The sequence below is a fragment of the Amycolatopsis arida genome (genome assembly GCF_900115565.1).
GTDB lineage: Bacteria > Actinomycetota > Actinomycetes > Mycobacteriales > Pseudonocardiaceae > Yuhushiella > Yuhushiella arida.
The window spans coordinates 836,673-856,816 of sequence record NZ_FOWW01000001.1; the positions used below are offsets into that span (position 1 = coordinate 836,673).

23 protein-coding genes and 1 tRNA gene are annotated in these 20,144 nt (G+C 73.7%); 14 read left to right on the forward strand and 10 right to left on the reverse strand.

What is annotated here, in order from left to right; translation table 11 throughout:
• Positions 1–65: 65 nt before the first annotated feature.
• Positions 66–767, forward strand: coding sequence for a TetR/AcrR family transcriptional regulator (locus BM051_RS03915; RefSeq protein WP_208325943.1), 702 nt, complete (start codon positions 66–68; stop codon positions 765–767).
• 27 nt (positions 768–794) lie between these two features.
• Here the strand turns inward: BM051_RS03915 and BM051_RS03920 are convergent, their stop codons facing one another.
• The 3 genes from BM051_RS03920 to BM051_RS03930 form a co-directional block, all read right to left on the reverse strand.
• A complete protein-coding gene (locus tag BM051_RS03920; protein WP_243859538.1) occupies positions 795–1,604 on the reverse strand; it encodes a hypothetical protein in 810 nt (269 codons plus the stop codon).
• Entirely contained in the window at positions 1,601–1,813 is a 213-nt protein-coding gene (locus tag BM051_RS03925; protein ID WP_092527927.1) for a hypothetical protein, read from the reverse strand. Before BM051_RS03925 ends, BM051_RS03920 begins: the two co-directional genes overlap by 4 nt.
• A 152-nt stretch (positions 1,814–1,965) precedes the next feature.
• On the reverse strand, positions 1,966–3,111 hold the full coding sequence (locus tag BM051_RS03930) for an FAD-dependent monooxygenase (protein WP_092527929.1): 1,146 nt from the start codon (positions 3,109–3,111) through the stop codon (positions 1,966–1,968).
• Positions 3,112–3,176: 65 nt separating this feature from the next.
• Here BM051_RS03930 and BM051_RS03935 point away from each other — a divergent pair, with 65 nt between their 5' ends.
• Together BM051_RS03935 and BM051_RS03940 are read left to right on the forward strand one after the other, a co-directional pair.
• The gene (locus BM051_RS03935) at positions 3,177–3,740 is read left to right on the forward strand and encodes a TetR/AcrR family transcriptional regulator (protein ID WP_092527931.1); all 564 of its coding nucleotides are present in this window, start codon (positions 3,177–3,179) and stop codon (positions 3,738–3,740) included.
• Positions 3,741–3,870: 130 nt separating this feature from the next.
• Complete coding sequence (locus BM051_RS03940) at positions 3,871–4,671, forward strand: ion transporter (protein WP_092527933.1); 801 nt, start codon at positions 3,871–3,873, stop codon at positions 4,669–4,671.
• 15 nt (positions 4,672–4,686) lie between these two features.
• Here BM051_RS03940 and hrpB read toward each other — a convergent pair whose 3' ends face one another.
• Together hrpB and BM051_RS03950 are read right to left on the reverse strand one after the other, a co-directional pair.
• Positions 4,687–7,110, reverse strand: a complete 2,424-nt coding sequence (hrpB, locus tag BM051_RS03945) for an ATP-dependent helicase HrpB (RefSeq protein ID WP_092527936.1) — start codon at positions 7,108–7,110, stop codon at positions 4,687–4,689.
• Positions 7,107–7,934, reverse strand: a complete 828-nt coding sequence (locus BM051_RS03950; protein ID WP_092527939.1) for a glutamate ABC transporter substrate-binding protein — start codon at positions 7,932–7,934, stop codon at positions 7,107–7,109. The genes hrpB and BM051_RS03950 overlap by 4 nt, the downstream gene beginning before the upstream one ends.
• Positions 7,935–8,079: 145 nt before the next feature.
• Here BM051_RS03950 and BM051_RS03955 point away from each other — a divergent pair, with 145 nt between their 5' ends.
• The 6 genes from BM051_RS03955 to BM051_RS29640 all read left to right on the forward strand — a co-directional run bounded on the left by BM051_RS03955 (position 8,080) and on the right by BM051_RS29640 (position 11,417).
• Positions 8,080–8,421, forward strand: a complete 342-nt coding sequence (locus BM051_RS03955; RefSeq protein ID WP_092527942.1) for a hypothetical protein — start codon at positions 8,080–8,082, stop codon at positions 8,419–8,421.
• Complete coding sequence (locus BM051_RS03960; protein WP_092527946.1) at positions 8,418–9,527, forward strand: C40 family peptidase; 1,110 nt, start codon at positions 8,418–8,420, stop codon at positions 9,525–9,527. The genes BM051_RS03955 and BM051_RS03960 overlap by 4 nt, the downstream gene beginning before the upstream one ends.
• 98 nt (positions 9,528–9,625) lie before the next feature.
• Positions 9,626–10,018, forward strand: coding sequence for a hypothetical protein (locus BM051_RS03965; RefSeq protein ID WP_092527949.1), 393 nt, complete (start codon positions 9,626–9,628; stop codon positions 10,016–10,018).
• 3 nt (positions 10,019–10,021) lie between these two features.
• Positions 10,022–10,606 carry a YbaB/EbfC family nucleoid-associated protein gene (locus BM051_RS03970; RefSeq protein WP_092527952.1) on the forward strand — a complete coding sequence of 195 codons (585 nt, stop codon included), beginning with the start codon at positions 10,022–10,024 and terminating at the stop codon, positions 10,604–10,606.
• 86 nt (positions 10,607–10,692) lie between these two features.
• Positions 10,693–10,765, forward strand: a tRNA-Ala gene (locus BM051_RS03975).
• A gap of 265 nt (positions 10,766–11,030) precedes the next feature.
• Complete coding sequence (locus BM051_RS29640; protein WP_092527955.1) at positions 11,031–11,417, forward strand: hypothetical protein; 387 nt, start codon at positions 11,031–11,033, stop codon at positions 11,415–11,417.
• Positions 11,418–11,636: 219 nt separating this feature from the next.
• Here BM051_RS29640 and BM051_RS28320 read toward each other — a convergent pair whose 3' ends face one another.
• The 4 genes from BM051_RS28320 to BM051_RS03995 are packed head-to-tail and all read right to left on the reverse strand — an operon-like array spanning position 11,637 to position 14,156.
• The gene (locus BM051_RS28320; protein WP_134046152.1) at positions 11,637–12,164 is read right to left on the reverse strand and encodes a hypothetical protein; all 528 of its coding nucleotides are present in this window, start codon (positions 12,162–12,164) and stop codon (positions 11,637–11,639) included.
• A 39-nt stretch (positions 12,165–12,203) separates the two neighbouring features.
• Positions 12,204–12,479 carry a glutaredoxin family protein gene (locus BM051_RS03985; RefSeq protein WP_092527958.1) on the reverse strand — a complete coding sequence of 92 codons (276 nt, stop codon included), beginning with the start codon at positions 12,477–12,479 and terminating at the stop codon, positions 12,204–12,206.
• On the reverse strand, positions 12,476–13,219 hold the full coding sequence (locus BM051_RS03990; protein ID WP_208325944.1) for a peroxiredoxin family protein: 744 nt from the start codon (positions 13,217–13,219) through the stop codon (positions 12,476–12,478). Before BM051_RS03990 ends, BM051_RS03985 begins: the two co-directional genes overlap by 4 nt.
• Positions 13,200–14,156, reverse strand: coding sequence for a cytochrome c biogenesis CcdA family protein (locus BM051_RS03995; RefSeq protein WP_092527961.1), 957 nt, complete (start codon positions 14,154–14,156; stop codon positions 13,200–13,202). The genes BM051_RS03990 and BM051_RS03995 overlap by 20 nt, the downstream gene beginning before the upstream one ends.
• A 202-nt stretch (positions 14,157–14,358) precedes the next feature.
• Between BM051_RS03995 and BM051_RS04000 the strand changes: the two genes are divergently transcribed.
• The 5 genes from BM051_RS04000 to BM051_RS04020 all read left to right on the forward strand — a co-directional run bounded on the left by BM051_RS04000 (position 14,359) and on the right by BM051_RS04020 (position 19,119).
• On the forward strand, positions 14,359–14,775 hold the full coding sequence (locus tag BM051_RS04000) for a BlaI/MecI/CopY family transcriptional regulator (RefSeq protein ID WP_092527964.1): 417 nt from the start codon (positions 14,359–14,361) through the stop codon (positions 14,773–14,775).
• Positions 14,772–15,719, forward strand: coding sequence for a M56 family metallopeptidase (locus BM051_RS04005; protein ID WP_092527967.1), 948 nt, complete (start codon positions 14,772–14,774; stop codon positions 15,717–15,719). Before BM051_RS04000 ends, BM051_RS04005 begins: the two co-directional genes overlap by 4 nt.
• A gap of 216 nt (positions 15,720–15,935) precedes the next feature.
• A complete protein-coding gene (locus BM051_RS04010) occupies positions 15,936–16,415 on the forward strand; it encodes a TIGR02611 family protein (RefSeq protein WP_243859539.1) in 480 nt (159 codons plus the stop codon).
• Positions 16,416–16,625: 210 nt separating this feature from the next.
• Positions 16,626–16,991: a BlaI/MecI/CopY family transcriptional regulator gene (locus BM051_RS04015; protein ID WP_092527970.1), complete on the forward strand. Its 366-nt coding sequence runs from the start codon at positions 16,626–16,628 to the stop codon at positions 16,989–16,991.
• Between the two features lie 103 nt (positions 16,992–17,094).
• A complete protein-coding gene (locus tag BM051_RS04020) occupies positions 17,095–19,119 on the forward strand; it encodes a bifunctional copper resistance protein CopD/cytochrome c oxidase assembly protein (RefSeq protein WP_134046154.1) in 2,025 nt (674 codons plus the stop codon).
• On the opposite strand, the gene BM051_RS04025 is transcribed toward BM051_RS04020, so the two are convergent.
• Positions 19,070–20,086 carry an alpha/beta hydrolase gene (locus BM051_RS04025; RefSeq protein WP_341770798.1) on the reverse strand — a complete coding sequence of 339 codons (1,017 nt, stop codon included), beginning with the start codon at positions 20,084–20,086 and terminating at the stop codon, positions 19,070–19,072. The two genes, BM051_RS04020 and BM051_RS04025, sit on opposite strands and share 50 nt — an antisense overlap.
• Between the last annotated feature and the right edge of the window lie 58 nt (positions 20,087–20,144).

The window sequence follows — 20,144 nt, forward strand, 5'->3', positions numbered from 1 at the left end:
GCATTGTGGGAACTAGACGGTACAGTACTATCGCCAGTACTGACCGGTCCAGTACTCTTGCTGCCGTGCACGAAGGAAAGCCGGCCGTCGACGAGGCCGCTCGCCCCGCCCCGGCGGCCGACGCCACGCTCGGCCGGTCGGCCCGCAAGCGCGCCGCGATCCTCGCGGCGGCCCGGACGGTGTTCCTCCGCAAGGGGTACGACGGCACCAGCATGGACGAGGTCGCCGCGCTCGCCGCGGTGTCCAAGCAGACGGTGTACAAGCACTTCGCGGACAAGGAGCGGCTGTTCACCGCCATCGTCACCGGGGACATCAGCGCGACCGAGGCGCTCACCGCGGACATGGTGGCCGCGCTCGGCGGCAGCGACGACGTGCCGGCCGACCTGCGCCGGTTCGCCCGGCGGCACATCGTCGAGGTCACCCAACCGCACCTGATCCGGCTGCGCCGCATCATCATCGCCGAGGCCGAGCGGTTCCCGGAGCTGGCGAGGACGTGGTACGCCAGCGGGCCGGAGCGCGCGCACGCCCTCCTCGCCGAGCAGCTCGACGCGCTGGCCCGGCGGGGGCTGTTGCGGGTGGCCGACCCGCTGCTGGCCGCCCAGCACCTCAACTGGCTGATCCTGTCGATCCCACTGAACCGGGCCATGTTCCTCGGCGCCGACACCGCGCTCCCGCCCGGCGAGCGCGACCGCTGTGCCGACGAGGCCGTCCGCGTCTTCCTCGCCGCCTACGGCCCGGCCGCGGCGGACGACCCGGCGTCGAGGTAGCGAACCGGGCTCGGTTCGCCGGCCGCCTCAGCCGCCGAGGGCGTCGCGCACCGGGCCCGGTTCGGCGAGCAGGCCGAGGGCGCGGGCGTGCTCGGCGGCGTCGGCCCGGACCTCCGGATCGAGCTCGCCCACCGCGTCGAGCAGCCTCCGCCGGTTGGCCTCGCCGAGGTGGGTGAGCACGCCGAACGTCGCCGGCCACAGGCCCTCCCGCGCGGCGGCCGCGGCCATGCCGGGGAAGCGCTCGGCCGGCACCAGCCCGAGCACGTGGTCGATCCGGTCCTTGGCGTCCACCACGAAGGCGATCCGCAGCAGCCCGGCGTCCGGGATCACCGGCAACACCGCGGTCACCGTCGGGTCCGGCAGCCGGTCGAAGAACCGGCTGATGGTGATCCAGTCCCGCCTGGCGACCAGCTCGCGGGCGACCGCCACCACGGTCGGCGCCGGGATCCGGGTGATGATCTCGCCGGCCCGCCGCGGGTCGAGCTCGGCGGCCACGTCGGCGAGGAACGCCGGCGGCAACCGCCGGGCCACGTCCACCCCGCGGGAGACGTCCACCAGTCCGGCGATCCTGGCGCACAGCAACGGGCCGAACACCCTCTCGGCGATCTTGGCCAGCACGGCGCCGGGCAGCAGCCGGCTCGCCCCGGCCATCCGGCCGAGGACGCCGCCATGGGCGTCGAACAGCGTGTCGACGACCTGCTCCCGGAACCGGCGCACGTCGGCGGGGTCCACACCGGCCAGGAACTCCAGCCGCTCGGGCTCCGTCCTCAGCAGCCGGGCCAGCTTGTCGACCTCCGCCCGCGCCTCCAGCTCGGCCAGCGCCGTCGACCCGGTCACAGGCCCACCGCCCTGCGCACCGCGCCGCGCAGCAGCGCCGGCACGTACCTCAGCGACTCCTCGGCCGCGGCCCGGATGGCCGCGGCCTGCTGCCGGCGGGCGTCGGCGAGCGCGGTGGCCAGCAACTCCCGCTGGTCGGCCGGCAGCGCCGCGACGCCAGGGGGTGGCTCCTGGCCGAGCTGCTCGGCCAAGTCACGCGGCTGCCCCATCGCGTGCTCCTTTCAGTACGTCGCGGCCATCATGACGCACCACGGTCGCCGTCGCGCGTCACCGGGTGCCGCGCTGGTCGGCACACCCTGAGGTGGGCTGCGGCGCGAGCGGAGGCCCTGAGGTCGCGCGGCCCGTACCCCGCCGCGCGATCTCAGGCCGGTTCGATGCGTGGCGGGGTCCAGCGCGCGGCGGCCATGGTGCCACGCGCGGCGACCGCCGCGGGCAGAAGGCGCAGGACGGTGTTCCGGAGCGCCACGGCGACCGGGTTGGTCACCCGGTGCCCGAACCGCCCGGCGAGCTCCGAGGCCCTGGCCAGCCCCTGGGTGCGCGGCCGGCGCACCCGGTCGTAGCGGGCCAGCGCGGTGGGCACGTCCGGCTCCCGCGCGAGCTCGGCGGCCAGCACCACCGCGTCCTCGATCGCCTGGCACCCGCCCTGGCCGAGGAACGGCGCCATGGCGTGCGCGGCGTCACCGAGCAACACGACGCGGCCCCGCACGTAGCTGTCCAGCGGCGCGGCGAGCACCCGAACGTCGTGCTGCAGGACGGCTTCCGGCGGGGTGCGCTCCAGGATCCGGTGCACCCCGGGATGCCAGTCCCGCAGCCGGGTGCGCAGGAACGCCAGCCGGTCGGCCGGCCGGAGCCCCTCGGGAGCGGTGAGCGAGACGAACCAGTACAGCCGGCCGTCGACCAGCGGCACCGCCCCGAACTCCGCGCCGGGACCCCACGTACCGTCCATGACGGCGCCCGGCACCGGATCGACGACCGCGCGGAAGGCCGTCACCCCGCAGTAGGCCGTGCCGGGATGGGCGGGCCACAGCGCGGCCCTGACCCCGCTGTCGATGCCGTCCGCGCCGACCACCAGGTCGGCCCCGGCGAGGTCGGTCCCCGCGCCGCGCAGCTCACCGGACGGGGTGATCCCGGTGACCTCGGCGTCGTACCGCAGTGACTCCGCCGGAAGCGCGGCGCGCAGCAGGTCGAGCAGTTGCCCGCGATGGATGGCGACCATCGGCAGGCCGAGAGCGCGCTCGAGGACATCGCCGCCGACCTCGGCCAGCACGCGGCCACGGCGGTCGCGCAGCGCCCCGGTGCGTTGCGGGGTGAGCAGCGGGCGCAGCCGCGCGCCGAGCCCCAGCTCGCGCAGGCCGCGCAGGGCGTTGGGCCACAGACTGATGCCCGCGCCGAGGTCCGTGCCGGCCGCGCCACGTTCCAGCACCGTGACCCGCCAGCCGGCTCGGCGCAGCCCGAGCGCGGCGCCGAGCCCGCCGATCCCGCCGCCGACCACCACCGCCTGGGGCATCGCACTCCTCCTCTACACCTGTAGTGGACTCTACAGCCGTAGAGCCCGCCGGGTAAACTGGGGCGGTGGCGGGGAGCAGGGTGGGCCTGATCGGCGACGCCGCGATCGAGCTGATCGCGCGGGAGGGGCTGCGCGGGCTGACCCACCGCGCGGTCGACAGGGCGGCCGGGCTGCCACCGGGCTCCACCTCCTACTACGCGCGCACCCGGCTGGCGCTGCTGGAGCTGGCCATCGCCAGGATGCTCGAGCACGACGACGTGGACACCGCCGCACTGGGCGATGGCCGCCCGGAGGACCTCGCCGACGCGGTCGCCGGCTTCCTGCACGAGTCGATCACCGCGGGAAGGGCGCGCACCCTCGCCCGGTACGAGCTGGCGTTGGAGGCCGCCCGCCGGCCGGAGCTACGGGCGGCCTACGACCGGGCAGGGGGCCGGCTGCGCGAGCGGGCCGCCGCCCTGCTCCGCGCGGCCGGCTCGGTGGAGCCGGACCGGCACGCGCGACTGCTGGTCGCCTGGTGCGAGGGCGTGCTGTTCGAGGCGATCGCCGGCGCGGGCACGGCGACCCCACCGGGGCGGGCGGAGCTGGTCACCGGCACCCGCGACCTCCTCCGCACCCTCCTCCCCACCTGAACCGTGTGTCCGCGCCCCGTGCACACGTGTCCGCGCCGTGCGGCGCCAACACCCGCGCACAACACGCGGACACGGCGTCGGGGCGGGCGGGGTTGGGGGGTGGGTCAATGGAACCGGCAGAATGCCGCGCATGACCGACGCGCCGCCCACCCCGCGCACCCGGCTGCGCCGGATCGACGACGTCGTCATGCTCCTGCTGGCCGTGGTGTCGGTGGCGCTGCTGGCGTGGGTGACGTTCTTCCCGGTGGACTCCGGGACGGCGCACGTGGTCTTCGTCGTCGACACCTCGATCTGCGGCGTGTTCGCCGTCGAGTTCCTCGTCCGCTGGCGGGCCGCGGGGTGGCCGCGTGCCTTCCCGCTGCGCAACTGGTACGAGGTGCTCGGCATGATCCCGCTGGCCCACCCGGCGCTGCGCGGGCTGCGGCTGCTGCGCATCGTCGTGGTGGTCATGCGGCTGGCCCGCACCGCCGACCGCACCTTCGGCGAGCTGTTCACCCAGCGGTTGGTGGAGAAGCTGTCCCGACCGATCGTGCTGGCGATCAAGCAGCCGATCACCGTCGCCGTGCTGGACGAGACGGTGAAGGTGCTGGAGACCGGGGAGTACCCGCGTAACCTGGCCCGCTCGCTGGCCGAGCACAAGGAGCTGCTGCGCGCGGTGGTCACCGAGAAGCTGAAGGAGGACCCACAGGCCGGGCGACTGTCCCGACTGCCGTTCCACGACGAGATCGTCCGGTCCGTCGTGGACACCGTGATGCGGGTGACCCTGGAGGTGCTGACCGACCCGCGCACCGGGGAGTTCTTCACGCACGTGGTGCGGGAGAACCGGGAGCAGATCCGCCGCGCGGTGGAGCTCGGCCTGCACGAGCAGGAGACCGACGAGGAGCTGGCCGCCGAGCTACCCGAACCATCCCAGCGCAAGCTGTTCGACTAGGACAGTCCACAGAGGTCAGCGGCGCGCGCCGCGGACCGGCTCGGCGGTCAGCGGGTCCTCGGGCCAGCTGTGCTTCGGGTACCGGCCGCGCAGCTCGGCCCGCACCCGCGGGTAGCCGGTGTGCCAGAACGAGGCCAGGTCGGCCGTCACCGCCGCGGGCCGACCCGCCGGGGAGAGCAGGTGCAGCACCACCGGCACCCGGCCGCCGGCGATCCGCGGGGTCTCCCGCCAGCCGAAGGTCTCCTGCAGCCGCACCGCGAGCGCCGGCTCGGCACCGCCGTAGTCCACCCGGATCCGCGACCCGGTCGGCACCGCGATCCGGTCGGGCGCCAGCTCGTCCAGGCGGGCCGCCTCCGGCCACGGCAGCAGCCGGCGCAGCGCGACGCCCGCGTCGATCCGGACGAGGTCGGCCCGCCGGGTCGCCGCGGACAGCTCCGGCTCCAGCCAGTCGGCGGCCCGGTCGAGCAGCGCCGTGTCGGTGACCGCAGGCCACGGCGGGCCGAGCCGCTCGTGCAGGAACGCCAGGCGCTGCCGCAGCCGCTCGGCGTCGGCGGTCCAGCGCAGCAGGCCCGGCCCTTCCCGGCGCAATCCGTCGAGCAGCGTCGCGCGCACCCGGCCGGGCTCGGGGTTGGGCAGCGGTCGCTCGGCCAGCACGATCGCGCCGAGCCGGCGCACCCGGCGAGCCCGCACGTCGCCACCGGCCCAGCTCACCTCGTCCGCCTCGGCGAGCAGCGGCCGCGCGGCGTCGGCGGCCAGCTCGGCGTCGGCGCGGGCGGCCAGCCGGATCATCGCGTGCGGCCGGCCTGGATCGCGGGTGGCCTCGGCGACGGCCAGCCACTCGGCGTCGCCGAGGCCGCTGCCCGGCGGCAACTCGGCGGCGGTCCCACCGGCCATGAGGTAGACCGGGGACCCCGGGGCACGGCGGCGGGCCAGCCGCTCCGGGTGGGCGAGCGCGACGACCCGCGCGGGGTCGGGCGCGTCCGGACCACCGGTGACCAGCCCGGCCAGCCGCCGGGACTCGGCGCGCCAGCGCTGCCCCGCCGCGTCGCCCGCCGACCGCAGCCGGCGCAGCTCGGTGTCCACGTCGGACGAGCTGGCCGGGCCGGCCGCGTCGAGCAGGGCCACCACCTCCGCGGCGGGTCGGGACCCGACGGCCGCCGCACCGTCGAGCAGGGCCCTGGCCAACCGGGGATGCAGGCCGAGGTCGGCCATCCGGCGCCCGCGGTGGGTGACCGCGCCGCGGGCGTCCACCGCGCCGAGGGCGCGCAGCAGCTCCCGCGCGGCGGCCAGCGGACCGGGCGGTGGCGGGTCCCACCAGCTCAGCCCCGCACCGTCCGGAGTGGACCAGCAGGCCAGCTCGAGGGCCAGCCGGGCGAGGTCGGCGGTGCGGATCTCCGGCTCGGGCGCCGCCGGCAGCGTGCCGTGCTCGTGCTCCGGCCAGCACCGGTAGACCACGCCGGGCGCCTCGCGTCCCGCCCTGCCGGCCCGCTGGTCGGCCACCGCCGCCGACACCCGCACGGTCGCCAGGCCGGGCAGGCCCCTGCGGTGGTCCACCCTCGGCACCCTAGCGAGCCCGGAGTCCACCACGATGCGCACGCCGGGAACGGTGAGGCTCGACTCGGCCACGGCCGTGGCGAGCACGACCCGGCGCCGCGGGCCCGGCGCGAGCGCGGCGTCCTGCCGGGCCGCCGGCAGCCGGCCGTGCAGCGGGAGCACATCCACGCCGGGCAGGTCGGCCAGCAACGCGGCGGCCCGGCCGATCTCCCCCGCGCCGGGGAGGAAGGCCAGGACGTCGCCCTCGTGCTCGGCCAGCCCGCGGCGGACCGCCCGCGCGACGTGGGCCTCAACGCGCTCGCCGCGCGCCGGCGGCAGGTGCTCGACGGCGACCGGGTGCACGCGGGCGTGCGCGGTGACCACCGGCACGCCACCGAGCAGCGCGGCCAGCCGGTCGCCGGCCACCGTGGCCGAGGTGGCCAGCAGCCGGAGGTCGTCGCGCAGCCCGGCCCGCACGTCGAGCAGCAGGGCCAACAGCAGGTCGGCGTCGAGGTGCCGCTCGTGGCACTCGTCGAGCAGCACGGCCGCCACCCCGGGCAGCTCGGGGTCGGCCTGCACGCGGCGCACCAGCAGCCCCGAGGTGACGACCTCGATCCTGGTCCCGGATGAGACCCGCCGCTCGCCGCGGACGGCGTAGCCGACGGTGCGCCCGACCGGCTCGCCGAGCAGCGCGGCCATCCGGGTGGCGGCGGCCCGCGCGGCCAGCCGGCGCGGCTCGGCGACGACGATCCGGCCGGGCGTGTCCGCGGCGAGGGCCAGCGGGACGACGGTGGTCTTGCCGGTGCCCGGTGGGGCGACCAGCACGGCACCACCGGAGGCGGTGAGCGCGCCGGTCAGCGTGTCGAGCACGGCACGCACCGGCAGGTCGGGCAGCTCCGGGATCACCGCTCACTGACCTCCGGCGGCGCCGGCAGCGGGTAGCCGGAGGGGCCGATGTTGCGCTCCAGCGACTCCCGCCACGCCCCGCTGCTGATCATCTTCCGGATCGCGTCGTTGATCGCGGCCTGGCCGTCGGTGTCGCCCTTGCGCAGCCCGATGCCGTAGCGCTCCACGGAGAACGGCTGACCGACCACCCTGAGCAACTCGGGGTGCTGGGCCGCGTAGCCGGCGAGGATCACCCCGTCGGTGGTGACCGCGTCCACCTGGCCGGCGAGCAGCGCGGTGACGCAGTCCGGGTAGCGCGGGTACTCCACGAGCCGCACGGCCTGCGCGAACCGCTCCTTGACCTGCAGTGCCGAGGTCGAGTTGGGCACCGCGCACAGCTTGCGACCGTTGAGCGACTCCGGGCCGGTGATGCCGGTGGTGGACAGCCGCACCAGCAGGTCCTGGCCGGTGGAGAAGTACGGGCCGGCGAAGGCGACCTGTTGCTTGCGTCGGTCGGTGATCGAGTAGGTGGCCACCACCAGGTCCACCGCGCCGGAGGTGATGTCGGTCTCCCGCCGGGACGGGGTGGTCTCCCGCCAGGTGATGTCCTCGGCGTCCACCCCCAGCTGGGCCGCGACGTGGGTGGCGACGTCGACGTCGAAGCCGAGGAAGCGGCCGTCCACCGTGCGCTCCGAGAGGCCCGGCTGGTCGAACCGGATGCCGATGGTGAGGGTGCCGTGCTCCTCGGCGCGGGTGACCACCGAGTCCGGCGCCGCGCCGCTCGCCGAGCAGGCCACGCTCGCGCCGCACAGCAGCACCGCCAGCGCCGTTCGGGCGAGTCGCATCGCGTCTCCTGCCTCGTCTGGGGTCGCGAACCAGCGTAAGGGACACCACGAACCGGAGTTCCTCGGTTACGCTCCCCAACGCCAGGGCGTTCGGGGGAACCGCGGCCGGAGCCGCCGCGTCGCACGCCTGGGACGAGGAGGGATCGTGGACGGGACACCACACCGGGGCTTCTGGGTGGAGGACGGGGCGTACGAGACCTACGCCCGCAACGTCGACCCGCTGGGCGAGGAGATCCGGGGGGCGGGCGGCCGGCACGTCGCGCCGCACACCGAGCTCGCCGGCGACGGCTTCTCCGCGATGGGCGGCGAGTCCGGGTTCACCGGTGCCTACGCGGCGCGCATGCGGGAGCTGCAGCGGCGGATGGGCACGCTCGGCGGGAAGTGGGAGCAGATGGGTGACGCAGCCCGCAGGACCGCCGGCAACTACGCCGGTGTCGAGGCCGACCACCAGGCCGTCATGAACCGGTTGCGCGGGGAGCTCGGATGACCGTCGAGACCGCGGAGGTGCTCCGGACCGGGCTGGACACCACGAACCGGTTCGCCGGCAAGATGCGCACCGACGCCGGCGCGGTGGAGGCCGCCAGGTCGGCGCATCCGGCGCTGCGGGAGTCGATGGGCGGGCTGCGGGCCGACGCCGGCACCGAGCGGGCCCGCCTCGCGGCCGCCTCGGCCGGCGCCACCACCGACCGCGCCACCGGCACCTCCGTCGACCTGGAGCGCGAGGTGCAGGACGTGCTCGAGCTCAGCGCCGACATCGAGAACGCGGTCGCGGAGGCGGCGGAGGCGCTGCAGGTCGGCAACGTCACCAACGACAGGATCCGCGAGGAGATCATCAACGACATCGCGGAGACCATGCAGCGCGTCGCGGCGCTGCGCACCCAGCAGCCGCACGGGCCGGCCGCCGCGCAGGACGAGCTGATGCGGCTGTTCCAGCGGCTCCAGCAGTACAACGGCCAGTCCGCGGACAACGCGGCGGCCACCATCGACAAGCTCTCCGCCATCGCCGGTCGGCTCGGCGGCGGCGACCAGGGCACGTCGGCCAGCAGCGCGGGCGGCGCCACCCAGGTCGCGCCGTCGTTCAACACCGGGGGCACCGGCGGGAGCGGAGGCTCCGGCGGTGGGGGTGCCGCCGGGGTGGGCGGTGGCGTGGTCACCAAGCCGCGGCTGCCGGTGGCGATCCCGCCCCAGCCGGGCACCGGGGTCGAGATCAACCTGCCCGACGGCAGCACCGTGCGGGCGCCGAACGAGACCGCGGCCAAGGCGGTGCGGGCGGCGCTGTCGCAGCTGGGCGTGCCGTACGTGTGGGGCGGGACGGCACCCGGGCAGGGGCTGGACTGCAGCGGGCTGACCATGACCTCGTACGGGGAGGCCGGGTTGCAGATCCCGCGGATCGCGAAGACGCAGACCGTGGGGGCGGAGGTGCCGTCGATCGACCAGTTGCTGCCCGGCGACCTGGTGGTGTGGTCCGGGCACGTGGCGATGGTGATCGGCAACGGGCAGATGATCGAGGCCGGTGACCCGGTGCAGATCAACCCGATCCGCACGACCAACGCCGGGCAGCAGTTCATCGGCTTCTACCGACCGACCGGATGACCTCGACCGGGGTAGTCTCCACCGCCGGGTGTAGGCCGAGCCCCGGCGGGAGGAGGTGCGGCCGGCGGATACTGGTGACGCGGTAGCGGGGAGGGCATGTGGCCGAGTTCGACGTCGAGCGGGAGATCGCCCGGGTGTCCGAGCGGGTGGAGCGGACGGCCGAGCGGGCGGAGCGGCAGTTCGCCAGGGTGGGGCGGGTGACCGGGCGCGCGGAGTCCGCGGACGGGGCGGTCGGGGTCGAGGTGCATCCCGGCGGGCTGCTGGCCGAGGTGCGGTTGACGTCCACGGCGTTGCGCAGCGGGTCCGACGCGGTGGCGCGGCAGATCATGGAGCTGGCGGAGAAGGCCACCCGGCGGGCCGGCGACCGGATGTTCCACACGCTGGCGCCGGTGCTCGGACCGGGCAGCGAGCGGCGGCTGCGGGAGCTGGGCTACGAGCCGCTGCCCGAGGACGACGACGTGTCCGGGATACCGGGCTTCGGGGAGCGGTGAGCGATGGTGGAGCAGGTGCCGCTGGAGCGGAGCACCCGGGAGCTGATCGCCGAGACCAAGGCCCGCGAGGAGGCGTTCGCGCGGGTCAGGAACGTGATGGCGGAGGCGACCGGCACCGCGCACGACGTCGACGACACGATCGAGGTGACCGTGGACGCGCGCGGGCGGCTGCGCAACCTGTGGTTGGCGCCGAACGCGGTGAACTGGGGGCCGGAGCGGCTCGGGTCGCTCATCGTGGAGGTCGCCCAGGTCGCCATGCGCGAGGCGACGCAGGCCAGCTACAACAAGGTGGCGCTGCTGCTCGGGGAGGACATGACGTACCTGATCGAGCAGCTGTCCGGGCAGCGCGCACCGGCCCGCGCCGAGCACGACGACCCGGGCATGACGGTGGAGGAGTTCCAGCGGCGGCGGGAGGAGCGGCTGCGTGCCGCCGGCGAACCAGGTGGGCCAAGCGGGCCTAGCGGGCCTAGCGGGCCTAGCGGGGCTGGTGGGCCTGGCGGGGCTGGCGGGGCCACTCCCCCGGCGGCCGCCGACGACGACTACGACCTGGACACCTTCGACCCGGCCACCCTCCGCTCGGACCGCTGACTCCCGCGTTGGGACCCCCGTGCCCCCTCGCGCGGAGCGATGCTGTACCGTATCTTCCACGCGATGCGGAGATCGCCTCCGCGCCCGGGGCTATGGCGCAGCTGGTAGCGCACCTCACTGGCAGTGAGGGGGTCAGGGGTTCGAGTCCCCTTAGCTCCACCTTTGGGGTTGCTATTAGAACCCTGGCCCGTGTGAATGTCCTTGAGCAGGAGGGCGACACCGGAGGTTGAAGGGCCACCCGCTGGACGGGTGGCCTTTTTGCTGCGCCCATGTGGTGACCGGGTGATCGGCGCGCTCGCGGGCGTGGGGAGGTGCTCGCGTTGGAGTGCGAGAAGCTGCCCGAAGGGGGACGGAGGTCATGGTCGGTGACCTGGTCGTCTTCGACGAAGAGGCCGTGGAAGATCGCTTGGTTGAGTAGGCGCCGTTGCTGGCCGTTGCAGCGTCGGTAGAGCTCTTCGGGGGCTTCCAGGAGCGTGAGGGCGGCTCGGATGAGCCGAGCGCTGTCGGTGAGGTCGGCGCTGGCGGTGTCGAGCCGCTGGGTGAGGTGTCGTCGTTCGCGTTCGATGTCGCGGAGCCTGGCTTTGACCTTGGTTTGCGGCAGCGTGTCGTCGGCGGCGAGGTCGATCAAGTTCTCCTCGAGTTCACGCAATTGGGCGGAGATCTGCTTGTGCAGGAGGCGCGTGGAGGCTTCCTGTTCGCTGATGACGGTGTCGACATGCGCACCGACATCCGAGATGAACTCTGGGCGGAACCGGATGCTGGCGTAGTGCCGCTCGACTGCCTCTTCGACCTGGTACATGTGGATGTGTGAGCCGCGGCATAGGCCGTCGCGCTTGTTTCGGCAGAAGAAGTACAGATATTCGTAGCCGTGGCGGTTGACCGTCCGTTGGATTGCCAGCCGCTGGGTTCGCCCGGCCCGTCGGCAGTAGCCGCAGTACACCGAGCCCTTGAGATAGTGGTGGGGAGCTTCCCCCGGTTGTCCGGACACCTTGGCGTTGCCCCCGCTTCCCGGACCTCGGTTCGTGGAGCGTCAGGCGGGTGGCTGATTGGCGCGTCGGCGCCACACTGCCCCTACTCTGTCCGAGCTCTTGGTCAAGTGTTGCGGAGCGGGTGGAGCAGCCCAGATCTGGATCAGGTGTTCCTCGACGGGATCGGCGCTGGTTCGGTCTTCGCCAGCGTCACGGTTTCTGACGGCCGCGCGGATCCTGAAAGAGCCGTTTTCTGACCTGGGCAGTGACACCCGCAAGTCCTTGGGCTCATCGACCGCCGCTCCGGATACCTGCACCTGGCTCGCGCGCCATGTTGTTGACGCCTCCGCCACATCGTCCCAGGAATCAAGCTCGATCTTCGCGGGCTCGTTCCAGATCTCAACGCTCACGACGATCTCTCCTATATAGACGCCGCACGTGATCGCGGCAAAGTTGGGAGCGACCGCGATAAGTCCGGTAACATCAGGCGTTGGAAAGTTGCCCGTGTACACAGGGCAGTCTTGATCGTCGGGATCGATGAGATAAAAAATGGAGTATTCGATGAACAACCCGGCCGTCGTGCTACTCATCGTTCCATTGGTCATGACGTTACCGGCCCCGGCGGTCCGTCACCGGCCGCTCGCCGCGGCGCGCTTGCTCAGGGTGCGGCGGAGTTTGCGTTCGGAGATCCGGCCGTAGGAGAAGGGCTCGCCGTCGACGAGCACGCCGGGGGCGAACATCACGCCGGCTCGCCGCGCGAGCCGTTGCCCTTCCTCGTCGGCCAGGTCGATCTCCGTGATCCGCAGCGGGTGGTCCTGCCCGACCCGCCGCAGGACGTCCTTGGCGTGGTCACAGAAGGCGCAGGCCTGCTGGGTCAGCAGGGTGATCTCCGTCGGGGCGGTCACGAGGCCCGCTCCTGGGCCAGGTCGGCGAGCATCTTCTCGGTCGGGACGAACATGGTGTAGTCGGGGGCACCGCCGTAGTCGGCGCGCCACTGGATGGTCCCGTCCGGCCCGACCAGGACGAAGCTGTGCCCGGCGGTGGTCTCGTTCATCATCCCGTACTTGTGGGCGTCGTAGGCGTGGATGACCTCCTGGCTCGGGTCGGACAGCCACGGGGTGGACAGCTGCTCGTCGGCCGCCTTCCGCGCCACCTGATGGATCGGATCGTGGGAGATGGACACGACCTCGTCCACCCCCGCCTCGGTCAGCGCCGCCTCGTTGGACTCCAGGTCGGTGATCTGGTCGACGCACGGCTGGCACATCAGGCCCTCCTGGAAGTAGAGCAGCACGCTCTGCCCCCGGTAGTCGGCGAGGCTGACCTCGCCTCCGTTGCTGGAGGGCAGGGTGAAGCCGGGGGCCGTGTCGCCGATGCCGGGTTCGCCGGCGACGTGGTGGTAGCCGCTGCCGCCCGCCGAGGTGTCCGGACTGGGCTCCGAGCTCTGGTAGACCAGGTAGAGCACGACGACGGCGAAGGCGGTGACCAGCGCCCCGGCGATGAGGGCGCCGCGGCGTGGACCGCGCGATGAGCCGCGGGCCTTCGCGACCGCGCCGGTCGTCGGGGGCCGGGTGCGCGACGTCGTGTCCCGGCTGTTCTTGCCGGTCGCGGAACGCTTGGCCCGCGTCCTAGCGCTGGTCTTGCTCACGGTGGTTCTCCTCCACGGTTGCGGGAATCGATGTGGGCTCGGGGTTCTCCTCGCCGGCGCAGCACGGTGCCGGGTTGGCCGGGCGCGATGTCTTCTCGCGCGTGGCGCGGCGGAGCAGCAGGGCGAAGCCGGCGGCGAGGATCAGGGCGAGCGCCCAGCCCGGGATCCAGGACAGGGCGTCCACGGTGACGCTGGACAGGTGCTGCAGCCAGGCGCTCAGCTCGGTCTGCCAGCCACCGCTGGGCATGCCGGGTCCGGTGAAGGCCAGCACGAGGGCGAGCACACCCATGCCGATCATCAGCAGCCCGCTGACCAGCGTGCCCAGCGCCAGGTGCCGCTGCCAGCGGCCCAGCCGCAGGCGCACGGGGCGGTCACTGAGCACCGTCGAGGCGCGCTCGCGGCGCCGGTCCCACAGCACGGCGACCAGCGCGAGCGGCGCGACCATCCCGGCGACGTAGGACAGCCCGATGGCCAACGCGGCCGGGAACGAGGCGGAGGCGCCGGAGAGCACGGCGACCCCCACCAGCACGGGTGCGCAGCAGGCGCTGGCCAGGCCGGAGAACGTCCCGAGCGCGTAGGCCGACCCGAAGCTGCCCTCCTTCACCCTGCGCGCCCCCGGCATGGGCAGGTTCGGCTTCCACCCGGCCAGCACCGCCGCCCCGGCGAGGATCATCAGCGCTCCGCCCGCGGAGAACAGCCACACGTGCTGCTCGACCAACAGCCTGCTCAGCGCCGTCGCGCCCAGGCCGATCGGCAGGATCACCGTCGCCACCCCGGCGCCGAACACCAGGGTCGCCGGCAGCACGCCGCCGCGGTGCCGGAAGCCGGTGGACAGGTAGGCCGGCAGCATCACCGACACGCAGCACGGCGCCAGCAGGGCCACCACACCCCCGAGGAACGAGGCCAGCAACGTCGTGCCGAACAACAGCTCACCCACGGCGAGACCTCCTCGCCGGCGCCGGTACGCGCATGAAGACCCCTTCTCGGCCCAGCCGCTCTCCTACGGCCTACGTACGTAGATAGTACTGTGCCTTGGGCGAGCCTTTCGTCTCGTCGTCCATCGGGACGGCGACCAGGGGAAACGGTGGGCCGATCCGCCCACGTAGGCTGGATGGGGCCGAGGTAGCACGGGAGGGCGGATGCGCGGGTTCGGGGAGCTCGAAGCGGTCGTGATGGACCGCGTGTGGACCTGCGCGGACACGATCACGGTCCGTGAGGTCTTCGAGTCCCTGAAGACGACCCGGGAGATCGCCTACACCACCGTGATGTCGACCATGGACAACCTGCACCGCAAGGGCTGGCTGGCCCGCGAACGGCAGGGCAGGGCGTTCCGGTACTGGCCCACCCTCACTCGGGAGGAGTACAGCGCCCGGTTGATGCGTGACGCACTGGACGCCGGGGGGAATCCTGACGTCGTGCTCACTCGCTTCCTCGAGCAGATGACCGACGACGAGTCCTCCCGGCTGCGTGACGTGCTGCGCCGGTGGACGTCGGGCACGCGGGCGTCGGGCAAGCGGGTATCGGGCAAGCCGGTATCAGGCAAGGAGGCCGAATGAGTGTCGCCGCCTGCCTGCTGCTGTACAGCCTCGCGGTGGCCGTGTTCGGGCCGCGCCAGCTGGTCCGGTGGACCCGAGCCGGGGTGGCTCCGCGGCTCGGCGTCACGGCATGGCTGGTCGCGATCGGCAGCGTGCTGGCGTCCTGGGCCGCGGCGGCGGTGTTCCTGGTGATCGAGCTGGTCCACGACTGGAACCAGCCGGGCCGGATCATCAGCACCTGCTTCGCGGCGCTGCAGGGGGTGGCCACCGGCGGCGCCGGACCCGTCCTCCAGCTCGGACTGTTCACACTCACCGCGCTGGCGCTGGCGGCCGCGGCGGTCCTGGCCGTCCGGATGGGCCGGTCCCTGGTCCGCGCACGGTCCCGCACCCACGACCACGCCCGGATGGCGCGTGTGGTCGGACGGCGCATGCCGGGGTCCGACGCCGTCGTCCTCGACGCCCCCGAACGGCTCGCCTACTGTGTCGCCGGCCGGCCGAACACCATCGTCGTCACCAGCGGCGCCCTGGACGCGCTCGACGATCACCAGCTGGGCGCGGTCCTGGCCCACGAACGGGCCCACCTCGCCGGCCGCCACCATCTTCTGCTGGCCGCCACCCGCGGCCTGGCCACGGTGCTGCCCCGGGTCGACCTGTTCACCACCGGCACCGCCGAGATCGCCCGCCTGCTGGAGATGTGCGCCGACGACGCCGCGGCGCGCGACCACGGCTCCCACACCGTGCTCGGGGCGCTGCTCACCCTCTCCGGGGCCGCCTCGCTGCCCACCCGCGCGCTGGGCGCCACGGCCGTGGGAGTTCTCGCCCGCGCCGAGCGGCTCGCCGAGCCCGCCAGCCTCCGCCAGCGGATGCGCACCCGCCTGTTCCTCACCGTCATGGTGACGCTGCTGGCCGCCGGGCCCGTGCTCGCCGCCGCCACTGTCCTGTGCGACCCGAGCACCCCCTACTGACCTGCCACGACCAGCACGCGACACGGTGGAGGCCGGACGGGCCCCTGGGGGTCGGGCCCGTCCGGCACAGCGCGGAGGCCAACGCTGGAAGGAGACAATCGGCGCCGGCCTCACCGGGTAGTGGTCCTGCCGGGGGTCGGAACGACCACTACTACTCAAGATCGTAGACGGTGTGCCGATTCGACGCCAGTACTCCTAGCATGGACCGTAGTTGACGTGTCGCGACAAGGCAGGTGGATCGTGCGGGACCCGGCCGAGCCGAACCCCACCTCGCGGCAGGACGACGTCGTGACCCAGCCAGGCAGGCACCGTCCGGGGCGGGAGCGCCTTCGCGCCAGGCCCGCGCTCAACTCGGCCTACCGGGTCGTGGTCGGTGCGCTCGGCGGTGTCGTCGTGCTCGCGGGCGTGGTGCTCATCCCGTATCCGGGGCCAGGATGGCTGGTGGTGTTCGCCGGTCTCGGCATCCTGGCCACCGAGTTCGTCTGGGCCCACCACGTCAACACCTACGCCCTCGGCACCTACCGGCGCTGGGCTGCCTGGCTGCGGCGCCAGCACCCGGGGGTACGGATCGGGCTGGGCGCCGCCACGGGTCTGGTCGTGCTGGTGACCCTCTGGTTGACCGGCGCGCTCGGGCTGGTCAACGGGTGGCTCGACCTCGGCTGGGACTGGTTGAGCTCACCGCTGGCGCCACGTTGACGGCAGCGTCCAACACGACACCGCGAAGGCCGCACACGACCGCTGTGCGGGAACGCGTCACCGCCCCCCTCGTGTTCCGCGGCCTCGACGAGGTGCGCGCCGCCGTCGAACGCCACCGCGATCCGGGCCGGTGAAGCGTCGCCGGGAACCTCGGCCGACCCGGCCGGACGCCACGTCGCTGAGGTACTGTCCATCATCGTGGGTGCGGGTATGCGCGGGCTCGGTGAACTCGAAGCCGCGGTGATGGACGTGCTGTGGCGGGCCGAGGAGCCGGCCAGGGTTCGCGACGTCCTGGCGCGGCTGGACACCGGCAAGCCGCTCGCGTACACCACCGTGATGACCGTGCTGGACAACCTGTTCCGGAAGGGCTGGGTCGAGCGCGAGCTGCACGGCAAGGCCTACCTCTACCGACCGCTGTTCAGCCGGGAGGAAGCCGCGGCGCGGGCCCTGCGGGAGGTGCTCGACTCCTCGGGCGACCCCGAGGGCGTCCTGATGCACTTCGCCGCCACCGCGTCGGAGAAGGAATCGGACGTCCTGCGTCGCGTGTTGCGCAGGAAGCGGGCGCCCCGCCGGTAAGCGCGGCGCTGAACCCGGTCGGTCGCTGGCCGGTGGGCGTGGTGTGCGGCACCATGGCCAGACCCTGGCGAACTACTATGCTGGTTAGGACTAAGCTGCCGGTGTGGTGAAGGGTTCGTCGGCAGGCAGCGTGCCCGGGCGCGGCGCTCGCGGTGGTCGGGTGGCCGCGCTCGGGCTCGCCATCGCCGGCCTCACCGCCGCGTTCCTGACGGTGGCCGTGGTCCTGCGGCTCGGCGGGGGCGCGAGCGCCGGCCAGCTGCCCGGCCTGCCGGGGCCGGGACCGGTGACCCCGTGGGCACTGCCGGCGACCCGGGTGCTCGGCGACGTGGCGGCCGTCGCGACGGTCGGGCTCCTGTTGGCGGCCGCGGTGCTCGGCCCGATTCCGCGGCGGAGCTCGGACCAGCCGGCGCGGACGGTGGGGCCGCACGCCTACCGATGGACGCGGGCCGCCGGTTGGACGGCGCTGGTCTGGTTCACCGCCACCGTGCTGGGCGCCGGCTACACCGTCTCCGACATCCTCGGGCGTCCGCTGGGCGAGGTCGTCGGTGACCCGCGAGTCCTCGGCTCCGGGCTCGGCCTGCCCCCGGTTCCGGGTCTGCTGGTGGTCGCCGGCCTCGTCGCGGTGCTCGCCGTGGCCTGCCGGGCCGTGCTCTCGCGGGCCGGTGTGGTGGTGCTCCTCGCGCTCGCGCTGGCCGCGACCCTGCCGCCGGCGTTCGGTGGTCACTCGGGGGGCGGCTCCGGTGATCACCGAATGGCCATCTCGGCGATGCTGATGCACATCGTCGGGGTCGTGCTGTGGACGGGTGGGCTGCTGGCGCTGACGCTGGCGCATCGGCTCCCCACCGCGGATCTCGATCGCGCGGCGCGCCGCTACTCGCGGCTCGCCGGGTGGTGCCTGGCCGCGGTGGGCCTGTCCGGGCTGCTGAACGTCCTCGCGCGGCTCGACCCGCTCAGCGGCCTGTGGCAGAGCCCGTACGGCTGGCTGGTGCTGGCCAAGGTCGGCGCGTTCGGAGTACTCGCCGCCGTCGGCGGTTTGCACCGCCTGCGCACGCTTCCCGCGTTGCGCCGCGGGCGGCGGGCGGCGTTCGCCCAGCTGGCCACGGTCGAGCTGGTGATCGTCGCGGCCTCCATCGGTCTGGCCGTCGGGCTGTCCCGCACGCCCACCCCGGCCGGCGAGTCGGCGGGAGGCGCGCACGGCCCGGCCGACGTGGGCGGCGTCGCGATGCCGGAGGCACCGGGAGTGCGCTCCCTGCTGCTGACCGGGCGACCCGAACCCGTGTTCCTGACGATCGCCACCGTCGCGGTCCTGCTCTACCTCGCCGGCGTCCGCCGGCTACGCCGAGACGGCGAGACCTGGCCGCTGACGTCGTCCGCCAGCTGGGTCACCGGGTGGCTGCTGATCGCCTGGGTCATCGGTGGCGGGCTCGCCCGCTACGCCGAGGTGCTGTTCAGCGCCGGCCTGGTCCAGCACCTCGCGCTGGCCCTGCCCGCCCCCCTGCTGCTGGTCGCCGGGCGCCCGGTCACCCTCGCCCGGCGCGCGCTCACCCCGGCCACGGACCCGCGCTGGCCCGGGCCACGCGAGTGGCTGCGGGATCTGCTCGGCTCGCGCCCGCTGCGTGTCCTGGTGCGCCCGCCCGTCGCGTTGACCGTGCAGGGTGTGCTGGCGTTCGTCGTCCACTTCGCCGGACTTCACGAGACCGCGTGGCGCTCCGACGCCGGTTACCTCGCCACCGCCGGGCTCGTGCTGATGACGGGCTACGCCTTCTGGTGGGGCGTTCTCGGCATCGACGCCGCACCGCACCGGCCCACGCCGTGGGCTCGGGCGATCACGCTCGGGGCGATGGTGGCGCTGCTGGACGTCCTGGGTGTGGCGCTGCTGCGCGCGCACACCGACATCGGCGGGTACGGCGACACCGGCCCGTCCCGCCCCTGGGGACGCGGCGTGCTCGGCGACCAGGTCCTCGCCGGCGAGATCACGCTCTGGGCGGCCGGATCGGCCAGCGTGCTCATCGCCGGCACCGCTCTGGTCACCAGCTGGCGGGCGAGCCGTACCGGGAGGCGCTCGGAACCGCCACCGGTTACGGCTGGGTGTGCAGCACCCGTCGCAGAAACGCGGTCTGGTCGCTGACGACCTGGTCGAAGCCGTCGCCGGTGAAGACGTCGAAGTGTCCGAGTGGATAGCGACGGAGCTCACCGCGCGGGGCGTGCCGAGCGACCCGGATGGCGGGCCGGACCGGGGCGATCCGGTCCCGGTCACACACGCACACCAGCAGCGGGCAGGTGATGGCGCGGATCCCTCGGATGGGGCGGTCGAAGACGGTGCGGAGCAGGATCCGGGCGGGAACCGCTGGTTCCCACCCCGCGCGGTCGGCGGGCAGGATGGACTCGTACCCGGCCAGTGCGTCCGGTGTCGTCCAGATGGCCACCGATCCGGGTTCTCCGACGAGCTTCACCCGGTGCGGCTCTCTGCCGCGCAGGTTGCGAAGTTCGTCGCGGATCCACGCGCGCGCCAGGGCGCGGGACGTCCTGAGGCCGGCCGAGGCGCGGGACTTGCGGACACCGGCGGGGCCGTCGACGTACGGGTTCTGGATGACTCCCGCGGCGATCTCGGAATCCTCCGCGGCGAGCGTCAGCACGTGGCCACTGCTGAACGACGTCCCCCACAGGGCGATCCCGCCAGCGTCGATGCCGCGCAGGCCTCTGGCGTAGGTCACGGCAGCGCGGTAATCGTCGCGTTGCCTGTCGATGTCGATGAGTCCACGCGGTTGGCCCTCGCTCGTGCCGAGGTGTCGATAGTCGAAGACCAGCACCGCCAGACCCGCGCGGCTGAACCGCTCGGCGAAGGCGTCTAGGCGCGCGGACCTGCTTCCACCGAACTCGTGGGCCATCACCACGCACGGAACAGGACCCGGGCCAGCAGGACGATAGAGCCAGGCGTCGCAACGCTGCCCGGCGGAGTCGAAGGACACCTCGCTGCGGGTTACTGGGGGCGAGCCGTTCCCGAGTTCGGACCCGGATGCCCGCTCGCCCGCGGGAGGGCCGGACCGGTGGCGTTCGTTGCACATACCCGGAAGTCTGCGGATTGATGTGGACATGAAGTCAAGCGACCGCGCCACTTCGGTCGCACGAACCTGCCGCCCTCGCCGCCGCGCT